The organism is Achromobacter sp. SLBN-14 (assembly GCF_006715415.1).
GTDB classification, from domain to species: Bacteria; Pseudomonadota; Gammaproteobacteria; order Burkholderiales; family Burkholderiaceae_B; genus Achromobacter; species Achromobacter mucicolens.
The window spans coordinates 160686-174187 of record NZ_VFNE01000001.1 but is presented as its reverse complement, the minus strand read 5'-3'; the positions used below and the strand labels follow the sequence as shown (position 1 = coordinate 174187).

11 protein-coding genes are annotated in these 13502 nt (G+C 66.6%); 3 read left to right on the top strand and 8 right to left on the bottom strand.

The genetic code is table 11. The features are described 5' to 3' along the window. Positions 1-169 precede the first annotated feature (169 nt). On the top strand, positions 170-1165 hold the full coding sequence (locus FBY20_RS00750; protein WP_142049350.1) for a tripartite tricarboxylate transporter substrate binding protein: 996 nt from the start codon (positions 170-172) through the stop codon (positions 1163-1165). Positions 1166-1454: 289 nt separating this feature from the next. After that, positions 1455-3452: a cyclic di-GMP phosphodiesterase gene (gene pdeR, locus FBY20_RS00745; protein ID WP_142049347.1), complete on the top strand. Its 1998-nt coding sequence runs from the start codon at positions 1455-1457 to the stop codon at positions 3450-3452. Positions 3453-3476: 24 nt separating this feature from the next. Here pdeR and FBY20_RS00740 read toward each other — a convergent pair whose 3' ends face one another. Further along, positions 3477-4361, bottom strand: coding sequence for a crotonase/enoyl-CoA hydratase family protein (locus FBY20_RS00740; RefSeq protein ID WP_056316258.1), 885 nt, complete (start codon positions 4359-4361; stop codon positions 3477-3479). Between the two features lie 322 nt (positions 4362-4683). Beyond that, a complete protein-coding gene (locus FBY20_RS00735; RefSeq protein ID WP_062840814.1) occupies positions 4684-5427 on the bottom strand; it encodes an SDR family oxidoreductase in 744 nt (247 codons plus the stop codon). Positions 5428-5552: 125 nt separating this feature from the next. On the opposite strand from FBY20_RS00735, the gene FBY20_RS00730 reads away from it, so the two are divergent. Then, positions 5553-6464, top strand: coding sequence for a LysR family transcriptional regulator (locus FBY20_RS00730; RefSeq protein WP_142049344.1), 912 nt, complete (start codon positions 5553-5555; stop codon positions 6462-6464). Here FBY20_RS00730 and FBY20_RS00725 read toward each other — a convergent pair. From FBY20_RS00725 to FBY20_RS00700, 6 genes are all read right to left on the bottom strand, one after another. Further along, a complete protein-coding gene (locus tag FBY20_RS00725) occupies positions 6443-7837 on the bottom strand; it encodes a GntP family permease (RefSeq protein WP_142049341.1) in 1395 nt (464 codons plus the stop codon). The genes FBY20_RS00730 and FBY20_RS00725 overlap by 22 nt on opposite strands. 60 nt (positions 7838-7897) lie before the next feature. Next, complete coding sequence (locus FBY20_RS00720) at positions 7898-8335, bottom strand: NUDIX hydrolase (RefSeq protein ID WP_056316267.1); 438 nt, start codon at positions 8333-8335, stop codon at positions 7898-7900. Positions 8336-8384: 49 nt separating this feature from the next. Continuing rightward, positions 8385-9605, bottom strand: coding sequence for a hypothetical protein (locus FBY20_RS00715; protein WP_056318629.1), 1221 nt, complete (start codon positions 9603-9605; stop codon positions 8385-8387). 131 nt (positions 9606-9736) lie between these two features. Continuing rightward, the gene (locus FBY20_RS00710; protein WP_370458359.1) at positions 9737-10966 is read right to left on the bottom strand and encodes an ABC transporter substrate-binding protein; all 1230 of its coding nucleotides are present in this window, start codon (positions 10964-10966) and stop codon (positions 9737-9739) included. Positions 10967-11139: 173 nt separating this feature from the next. After that, the gene (locus FBY20_RS00705; RefSeq protein WP_056316273.1) at positions 11140-11883 is read right to left on the bottom strand and encodes a GntR family transcriptional regulator; all 744 of its coding nucleotides are present in this window, start codon (positions 11881-11883) and stop codon (positions 11140-11142) included. 13 nt (positions 11884-11896) lie between these two features. Then, positions 11897-13501 carry an AMP-binding protein gene (locus tag FBY20_RS00700; RefSeq protein ID WP_142049335.1) on the bottom strand — a complete coding sequence of 535 codons (1605 nt, stop codon included), beginning with the start codon at positions 13499-13501 and terminating at the stop codon, positions 11897-11899. Between the last annotated feature and the right edge of the window lies 1 nt (position 13502).

The window sequence follows — 13502 nt, the reverse complement described above, 5'->3', positions numbered from 1 at the left end:
CTTGCAACGCCCGCAAGCGGTTTGTGCAGATGCCTTCTATTGATCTGAAATAAAGATCAGTCGATAGAAAAATGGCGATTCTTCAATCAAGCACGGCCCCCTACACTGGCTCGGTTGACGAACCGGGCGTCCGTTCATTCCTATACCCATCCCGGCTTGGAGAGACCCTATGTCAGACCTGCGTCTGCGGCCGCGCCGCGCCGTGCTGTTTTCCCTGCTGGCCCTTTGCGCCGGCGTTTCCGCCCCGGCGCATGCCGCCGACGCCTATCCGGACAAGCCCATCCGCATGATCGTGCCTTACCCGCCCGGGGGCGCCACCGACGTGATCGGCCGCGTGCTTGCGCAGGAATTGACGGGCGCGCTGGGCCAGACCGTGGTGGTGGAAAACCGCGCGGGCGCTGCCGGCAACATCGGCGCGGACCAGGTTGCCAAGGCCCAGCCCGACGGCTACACGCTGCTGATGGGCGCGCTGACCAGTCACTCGATCAATGCCGCGCTGTACCGCGGGCGCGTCACCTACGACGTGGAAAAGAGCTTCGCGCCAGTGTCCATCGTCGGCACCGTGCCGCTGGTGTTCGTGGTGAATCCGTCGGTGCAGGCCAAGACGCTGCCCGAATTCATCGCGCTGGCCAAGTCCAAGCCCGGCTACCTGACCATGGCCTCGGCCGGCAATGGCTCGCCCCAGCATCTGGCCGGCGAAATGTTCAAGCGCGCGGCGGGCGCCGACATCCTGCACGTGCCTTACAAGGGCAGCGGCCCGGCCATGACCGACCTGATGGGCGGACAGGTGCTGAGCATGATCGAAACGGTGCCTGCGGCGCAGGCCAACATCAAGGCGGGCAAGCTGCGCGCGCTGGCGGTGACCTCGCCGCAGCGCGTGGATGCGCTGCCCGACGTGCCCACCGCCGCCGAAGCCGGCCTGAAGGACTTCGAGGTCAGCTCGATGTTCGGCATCGTGGCGCCGGCCAACACGCCGGCGCCGGTCATCGAACGCCTGAATGCCGAGCTCAAGAAGATCCTGGCCAAGCCCGAAGTGAAGGCGTCGCTGCTGAACCAGGGCGCGATCGCCACGTGGACCACGCCAGCCGACGCCGGCAAGCGCGTGTCGGCCGAAGTGGCGCGCTGGACCAAGGTCATCGATGAGGCGGGCGTGAAGGGCGAATAAGCCCATTGCCGCGGGCGCCTTGCGCGCCATCTCCGCCATGCGCCGGAAATCCGCCAAGGGTTTCCGGCGTTGTCGTTTTTGCGGGTATTGAAAGGAAGCGAAATAATCGATTCCCGTTGCACGCCGGCTGCGCCGGGAAAACACCTGTATTTCAGACAATTGCAAAGCTGCGGGAATGGCTGTGCAATAAACCGCAATAAACAGGTTTGCGCCGCCGCAAAGGTGGTTGACCCCAAATTCAGTAGCCCGTAATGTGTTTCGCGGGCCTTAGGACGGCGGGGGGATACCAATGACTGAGAACCAGGACGAAAAGTCGATCCTGCACACGCATTTCGGTACGCAGAGCCCATATTGGCGGTTGTCCGCCGATAGCGATGCGATTGAACTCGCCGCAGTCAAGGGCGCGACCAATATTGCCATGGCCTTGCGCCCGGATCAGGCCGAGGCCGTGCGCAGCCTGACCGGCATCACGTCCAGCTTGCGCATCGACATCACGTTGTATGGCGATCTGCTGCACCTGCACCTGGTGGGCCGCAAGATCAACGCCAACGAATGGGCCGGCACCGCATCGGCTCACACCGATACCGAATCCGTCGCCAAGGACCTCGTCGAAGGCCTGTCGTTCGCCGAGACGGTGGTGTCGGAAGCCAATTCGGTCATCGCCATCGTGGACCAGAATGGCCGCGTGCAGCGCTTCAACAAGCTGTGCGAGGAATACACCGGCAAGCGCGAACAGGACATCGTGGGCCGCAGCGTCTTCGAGATGTTCATGACGCGCGAAGAAGCCATCGCCTCGCGCCGTAATATTGCCGAGTTCTACAAGCGCGGACAGTCGTATGAGGTCGAGCGCACGATCAACACCGTCAAGGGGCCGCGCCTCTTTCTGTTCCGCAACAAGTTCGTCACCAGCGGCAGCGGCGAAAAGCGCGTCTACCTGATCTGTTCGGGCACGGACATCACGGAAGAGCGTCAGGCGCAGGAACGCCTGCGGGTGCTTGCCAACACCGACATGCTGACCAACCTGCCCAACCGGCACGCGATCACGTCGCGGTTGAAGGCCGCGCTGGAAGCCGGCCGGGAAGGGCGGGGCGGGGTGCTGTTCCTGGACCTGGACAACTTCAAGCGCATCAACGACCACTACGGCCACGGCTTCGGCGACCGGCTGTTGAAAGCCGTGGCCGTCGCCATCTCGAACTGCCTTTCCGATGGCCAGACGCTGGCCCGCCTGGGCGGCGACGAATTCATCGTGCTGCAGGAAGAGGCGCAGGCCTGGCAGCTGGAGGCCACCGCGCAGCGCATCATCGACCGGCTGCGCGAGCCCTTCCGCCAGGGCCTCATCGAGGTCTACACCAGTTGCTCCATCGGCATCGCCATGTACCCCGATCACGGGGCCGACCTGGACAGCGTGGTGCGCAGCGCCGACATCGCCATGTATGTGGCCAAGGAAGCGGGCCGCCATACGTACCGGGTGTTCCAGCCCGACATGGACCGCCGCAACGCGGACTACGTGTGGCTGGACACCAATCTGCGCAAGGCGCTGGCCGAGAATCACCTGATGCTGTACTACCAGCCCAAGCTGGTGGGACGCACCGGCGAGGTGGACGGCGTGGAAGCGCTGGTGCGCTGGCGCTCTCCGGAGCGCGGCATGGTCGGACCCGACACCTTCATTCCGTATGCCGAGGAGTCGGGCCTCATCTCGCCGCTAGGTGTCTGGGTGATGCGCGAAGCCGCGCGGCAGGCGGCGGCCTGGAAGCGCGACGGCCTGAACCTGCGCATCGCCATCAATATGTCGGCCCGCCAGCTGGACGACAAGGGCGTGGTCAGCGAATTCATGCGGGCCATCAACGACGCCAGCCTCAATCCCTGCCTTCTCGATATCGAACTGACGGAAAGCTGCCTGATCGACGATGAAGACGCCGCCATCGAACTCATCAAGCAGTTCCGGCAATTGGGCGCGCGCGTGCACCTGGACGACTTCGGAACGGGCTATTCGTCGCTGTCCCAGCTGGCGCGCATTCCGCTGGACGCGATCAAGCTCGACGCCAGCTTCGTGCGCGGCGTGAACGAGAATCCGGTGTCGCAGGCGCTGGCGCGCGCCATCGTCGCGGTGGCGCGCACGCTGGAGCTCAAGGTCATCGCCGAGGGCGTAGAGACCCAGGAAGAGACGGTCTTCCTGGACACCCTGGGCGTGGACGCCAAGCAGGGCTATCTGTATGCCAAGCCCATGCCGGCGCAAGAGCTCACCGCCTGGCTGGCGCAACGCCGCCGGTTGCATCTCATCGCGTGACGCAACCGGCGGCGCGCCGCCGGATCAGTGCATGGTGGCCACTTCGGTGGCTTCCGAGCTGCCTGCCGTGCGGCGGTTCTGCGCCATCACCAGGCGTTCCATGTAGGCGCGGTCCTTCGGATCGATGGAGAAGGCCGCCTCGACCCAATCCTCGGTGATATCCATCAGCTCGGAACGCGATAGGCTGAGCACGCGTTGGCGGGCGCGCAGCATCGCGCGCATGCCGTTGAGCTTGGGGCGCATCACGTCGATGAAAGTGCGCGTGGCCTTGTAGGCGTCGCCCGGCTCGAACAGCACGTCGACCAGGCCGCGGCCGTGATACCACTCGGCGGTGTGCGATTCGCCGGTGCCGATCAGCTCTTCGGCCAGCTTCATGCCCGAGCGGCGCGCGACCAGCGAATAGCCGCCCATGCCGGGAAACAGGTTGAACGCCATTTCGGGAAAGCCCATGCGCGCATTGTTCTGCGCCAGCACGAAGTGGTGGGCCAGCGCGGCCTCGAAGCCGCCGCCCAGCGCGGTGCCTTCGATCATGGCCAGCGAGATGGCGCCGGTATCGAAACCGCGCGTGGCGGCATGCACGCAGTCGACGCAGGCGCGGGCATAGGCACGAAGCGCCTCGCGCTTGCCGGTGCGGATGGCCTCGGCGAAAAAGTTCAGGTCGCCGCCAACGTTGTAGATCTGGGGCACCAGCGAACCGGTGACCCAGAAGTCGATGGGCAGGCCGGAATCCTTGGCGGCGCGCGCCAGGGTCATGATCTCGTCGATGAGTTCATGGTTAAAGCACGGGCGCGGTTGCGCGCGCAGCATCATCCACATGACACGGCGACCTTCCTCGTAATACGCGGAGATCTGCTTCAGATTGCCTGCGGCGGTAAAGGGGTGGCAGTCCGGATGAATGAGTTGATTCATTGCTTTCGTCCAATCGATCAAGGTGAGTCGGAGTACTGCCGGGTCAGGCTAAACCACGGCTTAGGCACTCCGTCTCATGCAAACCTCGTCCAACTGGCCAGACTTTTCTGTAATGCAAAGTCCCGAGCGCGCGATCGGAAAATTTCAAAACCCGCAACGGTCCCTCGGTCCATCGGCCGAGGCGCGCATGGGTAGAACGGATGAGGACAGCAGCAAATATGCGGCGTTCAGCGCCGTGAAAGAAAAGCCCGGCCAACTGGCCGGGCTCGTGCGTTGGGATGAGAGCGCGCCGCAGGAAGGCGCCGGCGCTGACGAAAAATTTTCAGGCCACGCCGCCATTGGCGCGCACGATCTGCCCATTTACCCACCCGCTGTCCGGTCCCGCCAGGAACGAGACGATGCCCGCGATGTCATCCGGTTGGCCCAGGCGTTCCAGCGGCGGCATCTTGGCGTAGTGCTCGATCAGCTCGGGGCTCTTGCCCTTGAAGAACAGCTCGGTGGCGACGGGGCCGGGGGCGACGGCATTCACCCTGATCTGGCGGCCGCGCAGTTCCTTGGCAAAAACCTGCGTCAGGCTTTCGACGGCGGCCTTGCTGGCGATGTAGACCGAGTAGCCGGGCAAGTTGAGCGCGACGGTGGTGCTGGACACATTGACGATGCTGCCGCCATCGGCAAGGCGGGCGGCCGCCTCGCGCAAAGTGTTGAAGGTGCCCCGGGTGTTGATGTCGAACGTCCGGTCGTACAGGTCGTCGCTGGTGTCCGCCAGCGGCTGCACCTGCAGCACGCCCGCGCTGTTGACCAGCACGTCCAGGCGGCCGAATTCGGCCGTGACGGCATCGAACATCGCGCGCACCGCATCCGGCTTGGAGACGTCTGCACGCACCGCGAGGGCGCGTCCGCCGGCCTGGCGGATGTCGGCGGCCAGGGCGTCGGCGTCTGCCGCGCCGGACGCATGGTTGATGGCGACGGCAAAGCCGTCATTGGCCAGGCGGCGCACGATGGCGGCGCCGATGCCGCGCGATCCGCCCGTGACGAGGGCAACGCGTTGGGAAGCTTGGTCGGTCATGCGATCTCTCCGTGAAGGGGTGAGGCATATGATCGACTATTCCGTTCGAAAGATAATTAACCTCCGTTTGCTAAGATAATTTCATTTGCTTTAACAATGGACCTGCGTGGCAGGTAGCCAAAGGCATGGATCGATTCCAGGAAATGCAGGTGTTCGTGCGCATTGCAGAGCGCGGCAGCTTTACCAAGGCCTCCGATGACCTGCGCATTCCGCGCGCCACGGTGACCAACCTGATCAAGCGCATGGAGGCCCGGTTGGGCGCACGCCTGCTCGAGCGCACCACGCGTCAGGTGCGGCTGACGCACGACGGCGAGGCCCACTACCGGCGGTGCGTGCGGCTGCTGGCCGACCTGGAGGAGGCCGATGGCGCGTTCCTGGATACGGCCCCCAAGGGGCTGCTCAGGGTCAATGCGCAGGGCACGCTTGCCCGCTTTTTCGTAATGCCCGGCCTGCCGGACTTTCTGAAGCGCTATCCCGACATTGCCCTGCACTTGGGTGAAGACGACCGGCTGGTGGACCTGGTGCGTGAAGGCGTGGACTGCGTGCTGCGGGCGGGCGTGCTGCAGGATTCGACGCTTGTCGGGCGGACGATCGCGCAGATGCCGCAGGTAACGGTGGCCAGCCCCGCCTACCTGGCTCGACATGGCATGCCGGACAGCGTGCAGGCGCTGGAAAAGCACCTGGCCGTGGACTACGTGTCCAGCGCCACGGGCCGCGCGGCGCCGCTGGATTTTTGGGTCGATGGCCGCATCGTGCAGGTGCGCCCGCGCGCGGTTGTCAGCGTGAGCGGCGCCGAGCTTTACACCAGCGCGGCGTTGGCGGGCCTGGGTATGGTGCAGGTGCCGCGCTATCGCGTGGAACGCGAACTGGCGGCGGGGCACTTGAAGATCGTGCTGCCCCACGCGCCGCCCGCGCCGATGCCGGTGTCGGTGTTGACGCCGCAGAACCGGCAGGTGCCGGCGCGGGTGCGCGTGTTCACGCAGTGGCTGGCGGGCGTGTTTGCCGCCGCCTTCGATCAGACGATGCCGGTCAGGTAGAACACGCCGATCACCAGGAACACCGACAGCGTCGATATCAGGGTGATGGCGAAGATGTCGCCATAGGACTGGCGGTGCGTCAGCCCCGTGACCGCCAGCAGCGTGATGACCGCGCCGTTGTGCGGCAGCGTGTCCATGCCGCCGCTCGCCATCGCAGCGACCCGGTGCAGCACTTCCATGGGAATGCCGGCCGCCAGGGCGCCGTCGATAAAGGTCTGCGACATCGCGGCCAGCGCGATGCTCATGCCGCCGGAGGCCGATCCGGTGATGCCGGCCAGCGTCGTCACCGCCACGGCTTCGCCGACCAGCGGATCGGGAATGGCTTTCAGGGCCTGCGCCACCAGCAGAAAGCCCGGCAGCGCGGCAATCACGCCGCCGAACCCGTACTCGGCCGCGGTGTTCATCGAGGCCAGCAACGCGCCCGACACGGCGCTCTTGCTGCCTTCGGCAAAATGCGACTTGATGGCGCTAAACGAGAACAGCAGGATGGTGACGATGCCCGCGATCAGCGCACCCATTACGGCCCATAGCGCCACCTGCTCGTCCGCGTTGACGGGCAGGGGCTTGGGCAGGCCGGGCAGGTCCACTTCGGACCCGGCCGGGTACCAGCCCGGGATCCAGCGCGTCAGCAGGAAGTTCATCACACCCACCACCACCAGCGGCAGCAGCGCGATCAGCGGATGGTGATTGCGTTCGGCGGGGGGCGTGGCGGGTTCGTTTCGCAGGTCCGTGCCGTAGGTCTCGCCGGCCGCGGCGGCGCGCTTGCGGCGCCATTCCAGGTAGGCGATGCCCGCGGTCAGCGTGAACGTGGCGCCGATGAGGCCCAGCCAGGGCGCGGCCCAGGTCGTGGTCTCGAAGAAGGTCGTCGGAATGATGTTCTGGATCTGCGGCGTACCCGGCAGCGCCGTCATGGTGAACGTGAAGGCGCCCAGCGCAATCGCGCCCGGCATCAGACGCTTGGGGATGCCGCCCTGGCGGAACATCTCGGCGGCAAACGGGTATACCGCGAACACCACCACGAACAGCGACACGCCGCCGTAAGTCAGCACCGCGCAGACCAGCACGATGGCCACGATGGCGCGCTCGGCCCCGATCAGCCGCAGCACCGCTTGCACGATGGCGCGCGAAAAGCCCGATAGCTCGATCAGCTTGCCGAACACGGCCCCCAGGAGGAACACGGGGAAGTAGAGCTTGGCAAAGCCCGCCATGCGCTCCATGAAGATGCCCGAGAACACGGGCGCCAGCGCCGACGGGTCCGTCAGCAGCACCGCGCCCATCGCCGCAATGGGCGCGCAAAGGATCACGCTATAGCCTCGATACGCCGCCAGCATCAAGAACGCCAACGCCGCCACCACGATGAACAATCCGGTCATTCGGTACTCCAGGAATGAAGAGACAAGGGGTGTGGGGCTACACCTTAACGTATCGGGCGGTCAGCGCGCTGCCATCAAATCCGCCGCCTTGTGCGCCAGTTCCGCCACCCCGAAGCTGGTGGCCAGCGCGTGGGCATCAAGATCGGCCAGGGACACCCAGCGCGCGTCGCGGGCATCGTCGCCGGCGACCGGTTCGCCGGACACCCAGCGGCACAGCACCGCGATCAGGATGAAGTGGCGGCGCAGGGCGCCTGCGTCGTCGCGGTCGAACACGTCGACGGCGTCGAAGACGTGCAGCGGCTCGGCGGTGACGCCCGTTTCTTCCAGCAACTCTCGCGCGGCCGCATCGGGAAGGCGTTCGCCCGCATCGATCTTGCCGCCCGGAAACGCCCAGCGGTCCTGATCGGGCGGATTGGCGCGGCGCACCAGCAGCACGTGGCCGTCGCGCACGACGGCGGCGATGGTGGCGGCGATGGGGCGCGGGGCGGGTGGGGTCATGCGGGTCTCCAGCGGCAGTCAGGCATGCGGCAAGGATACGCCGGTCCGGTCACACCTCTTCGATGCGTTGGCTGGGGGCGAACGGCGTGCCCAGACCGAGTAGCGCGTAGATGCGTTCGGTGATGCGCTGGCGCCGTGTCGGCCTGCCCATGCGCCACCGCATGTCGAGCCACAGAAGCGGCAGCGCAAAGCACAGCCAAACCAGCAGGAACATCCCCAGGATGAAGAGCGCGAGTTCCGGAAAATCGCCCTGTAGCGCGTCGGCGTCGAGGAACCAGGTCAGGCCAATCAGAAACAGCCAGACCGCAAGCATCAGGCCGCCGATGGCCTTGAGCAGGGGCGCGCGCTGGTTCATGCCGACGCCGACCGGCGTGTCGCGGCCGGGAATGGCGCGGAATCGCAGATGGCACATGTAGGCGCGCCCGTCCTCCAGATTGCGCAGCGCATACACCGCATGCGGTTCGCCCGGAACCGGCTGGGCGTTGACGGCCATTTCCACGGCATCGTCCTGCGCCAGGAACGGCTGCCAGCTTCCCAGCGATTCATCGACCGTCATCAGGAACGCGCGGCCCTGGATGGAAAAGCGATAGTGGCCGTAGGTCGGGCCTTTGTGCACATGCCGCGTTTCATGCGTGATCCCGTCAAGCTGCCCCCGGATCAGGAGCAGGGGCGGATCGCCATCCTGCGTCAGCGCAGCGGGTTCCTGCCGGGGACGCGGGGCGGCTGGCGCAGCTGAAGTGGCCGCCATGGCCGCTGGCCGCCGGGCGGGATCGAACTGCGCCTCGCTGGCGAGAATGCGTGGCCGCTCGCGGCGGTTGTGCCAGAGGACATGCAAGGCATTCGCGGCAAGTACCAGCCCCATCAACGCGATCACCAGCGCGAACACCATCAGGAATACGCGCGGCAGCGTCGCGATCCCGGACAGCCACGCTGCACCCAGCGCGGTCACGCCCACGGCGCCGCAGATCGCGGCCTCGCGCCCGCTACGCCGTTGCGCGGTCTGGTAGGTGAGCGGAGCAATGGGATCGCCCTGCGCCGGCACGGCCCAACAGAAGCGGTTCAGGCCATGCTCGGCCTCCAGCACCCCAATGCGCACGGCCGTGCCTTTGTCGTGGAAGGCGCGCAGCTGGGCGATGTGCGATGGGTCCAGCCCGGGACCCCAGATCATCTGCGCGCCGATCCGCAGGAACACATCGTTTCGCCGGACCGGCGTGGCGACCCGGATCTGGTCTATCGTGCCTTCGATGATGCGGGCGGCTTGTTGCGGCATGTCGGCGCGGCGGATGCAAAGCCGCAAGGATAACGCGGCGGGCGTTGCCCGCGGCGGGCGTTTCCCGCCGCGGATGCCATCGGCCGCGTCCGCCCGCCGCGGGGACGCCCGCCGCAGGACCGCCTGCCGCGCTACTTCTGCACCAGCGGGCACGTCGACCGGGACAGCGGCATGAACGCCTGGTCGCCGGGCAGCGTGGCCACCAGCTTGTAGTAGTCCCACGGCCGCTTGGACTCCGACGGCTTTTTCACCTCGAACAGGTACATGTCGTGGACCATGCGGCCGTCCTCGCGGATGCGGCCGTTGGTGGCGAAGAAGTCGTTGATGGGGGTGGCCTTCATCTGCTTCATGACCGCCGTGGGCTCGTCGGTGCCCGCCGCCTGCACGGCTTTCAGGTAGTGCATCACCGACGAATACGTGCCCGCCTGACTCATGTTGGGCATCTTCTTGAGCTTGTCGTAATAGCGCTGCGACCAGGCGCGGGTCTGGTCATTCATGTCCCAGTAGAAGGCTTCCGTCAGCGTCAGGCCCGCGGCGGCGTCCAGGCCGATGGCGTGGATGTCGTTGATGTACAGAAGCAGGCCCGCCATCTTCTGCCCGCCTTTGGTCAGCCCGAATTCGCTGGCCGCCTTGATGGCGTTGACCGTGTCGCCGCCCGCGTTGGCCAGCCCGACGATCTGCGCCTTGCTGGCTTGCGCCTGCAACAGGTACGAGGCAAAGTCGCTGGAGCCCAGCGGATGGCGCGAGGCGCCCAGCACCGTGCCGCCGTTGGCCTTCACGACGTCGGTGGCCGAGGCCTGCAGCGTGTGGCCGAACGCGTAGTCGGCCGTCAGGAAGTACCAGCTTTTGCCGCCTTGCTCGACGGTGGCGCGCGCGGTGGTGTTGGCGAGCGACCAGGTGTCGTAGGTGTAGTGCACGGAATAGGGCGAGCACAGGTCGTTGGTGATGCGCTCGGTGCCCGGTCCGCTGAAGACGACGATCTTCTTCTTTTCGCGCGCCACTTCCAGCACGGCCAGCGCGGGCGCGGAGCCGGCGACGTCCATGATGGCGTCGACCTTCTGGATGTCGTACCACTCGCGCGCCTTGGCGGCGGCGATGTCGGCCTTGTTCTGGTGGTCCACCACCAGCAGGTCCACCTTCTTGCCCAGCACGGTCCCGCCGAAATCGGCGATCGCCATCTCGGCGGCGGTGGCGCTGCCCTTGCCGGTCACGTCGGCATAGACGCCGCTCATGTCCAGGATCAGGCCCAGCCGCACGACGTCGTCGGAAACGGCGGGCGCAGGCGACTGCGCGTGTGCGCCGGCGGCGGCAGCTATCGCCGTGGCGGCGAACAATTGGATGATCTTGCTGCGGCACTGCATTGAAATCCGGGTCTTGTCGGCATGCTTCATGGTTGTCTCCCTGTATGCCGGATTCTTTTCGGATAGTGCGGGCGCGTGTCCTGGTTTTATTGATCTGGCGCCTTGTGTGGGGTTGGGACAGCGGGCGGGCGATGGGTGGGCGATGGTCTCCTTGAAGCGGGTCGGCAAGGCGGTCAGCGGTTGGTGAGCAGGTCGAATTCCATTCGCACCTTGCGAAACGGAAATTCCAGCCGCGCGAAATACACCACGCGGCCGTCGATGCAGGCATAGCGGCGCAGTTCGGCCACCGGCGAGGACACGGGAATCTGCAGCGATTCGGCCGACTCCTGGCCCGCCTCGATCACGTTCAGGACCTGGCGCGCCTCGGAGATGCGCGCCCCGTAGAACTGGTCCAGCACCGGCGCAACGGTGCTCTTCTGGATGCGGGCGCGATGCTTGCGAAAGAGGCCACTGTCCAGAAAAACCTCGCTATAGCAGAAGGGGCCGGCATCGGTCGTGTGGATGCGCCGCAAGTACTGGAAGCTGCCGCTGCGGTCGGCGCCGCACGGCATGCCCAGCGTGTCGGGCAGCGGGGAGTCGGCGTTGGACTCGACCAGCGACACGGTGCCCAGCTGGTTGCTCAGCTCGACGGTTTCGGCCCAGGTCTTGGGAATGAGCAGGGTGGGCGTTTCCGGCAGCTCGGCGTTCACAAAGGTGCCCGACCCGCGCGAGCGCCGGATGAGGCCGTCCTCTTCCAGCAGGCCGAACGCCTGGCGGATCGTCGCGCGCGAGATGCCGTAGGTTTCCATCAGCGCTTCCAGGGGCGGAATCTGCTGTCCGGGCCGCCACGTCCGGTTCTGGATGTGGCTGCGAAACAGCGCGGCGGCCTGCAGATAAAGCGGCTGGGGACTGCGCGAAAAAAGCTTGCGGGCGGGCATGGCGGGCGGATGGTTATGACGCGGAACCCGAGAGCATAGCGTCCGCCATCTCGCGCAGCCGGTGCTTCTGGATCTTGACCGAGTTGGCGCTCTCGACCGACGGAAAGGCGTCCAGCACGGTAAACCCGGCGGGCGCCTTGAAGCCCGCCATGGCCGTCTTGCACGCCGCGGTCCAACCGGCCGGGTCGGCCTGGGCGCCCGCGTGCAGCAGCACGAAGGCGTAGGGCACGATCTTGCCGTGGCGCGTGGCGCCCACCACCTGGCAGGCGCGCACGCCCGGCAGGGTTTCGACGACCTGCTCGATCTCCACCGGATTGACCAGAAAGCCCGAGAGCCGCAGCGAATCTCCCATCCGGGTCTGGAACACGAATTGGCGGTCGGTCAGCGTATAGCCCAGATCGCCGGTCTTGAAGTAGCCGTCGGCCGTCAGGGCGGCGCGGGAGGCGTCCGGGTTGTCCAGGTAGCCCAGCATCAGGCTGGGCGACAGGATCTCGATCTCGCCGGACTGGCCGTGCGGCAGCACCTGGCCGCTTTCGGGATCGCGGGCCCGCACGCGGGCACCCGGGTAGATCAGCGTGCCGCCGGGCTGGTGCCGCGCCGACACGTCGCCTTCGGCGGGATCGCGGGGCTGGCCGGCCACCAGCGCGATCAGTTCGCTGGAGCCATACAGGCCGGTGAGCGGGACGCCGGCCGCGCGGGCCAGGTCCAGCATGTTGTCCAGCGCGGGCGTGAAGCTGGCAAAACCGAACAACTGGACGGACGAGAACGTGCCGGGCGCGGCGGCCTGCATCATGCCGACCAGCGCCTCGTTGTTGGCATAGGTGTGCGTGACGGCGTGGCGGGCGATGGCGCGTGCCGATTGGGCCGCATCGAATACGGGCGCGCAGACGACGGGCACCCCGCGGGCCAGACCGCCCACCAGCGTGGCAAATCCGAAGGCGCCGCAAAACGGCGCGCTGGCCAGCACGCATGCCCGGTCTTCGTAGCCGAACGCCTGCGCGACCATGGCGCCGTGCCGCAGCAGGGTGTGCTGATCGTGCAGCACGAATTTTGGCTTGGAGGTGGTGCCGGATGTGGTGAAACACAGCACCCCGGCATTGGCGTGCGGGGCGGGCGCGGGATCGGCGCAGGCCAGCAGCGCGTCGTACCGGTGCACCGGTTTGCCGTGCAGCGATGCCGGGGGCAGTTCGTCCGGTCCGGCCAGGGCGACCGCGCCCTGCAACTGCTCCGCATCCACGGGCGCCACGCCATCCAGGATGCCCTGGAAGTCGATGCCCTTGAAGTCGGGCCAGTACACCAGCCAGTCGGCGCGGCCGCGGCCCAGGATGTCGGCCACCTCCACCGACCGGAAGCGCGTGTTGACGGCCAGCACCAGCGCGCCCAGATGCGCGCACGCCAGAAAGGTTTCGACCCAGGCGGCGCAATTGGGCAGCCAGACGGCGACGCGGTGGCCGGGCTGCACACCGATGCGGGCAAGGCCAGCCGCCAACGCGCGGCTGCGCGCGCGCAGGTCGGCAAGGCGCAGCGGCTGGTCGCGGTCGATCAGCGCGATGGCATCGGGCTGACGGGCCGCCAGCGCATCCAGGTGTTGGGAGAACGTGGAGTGGGACAGCGGCATG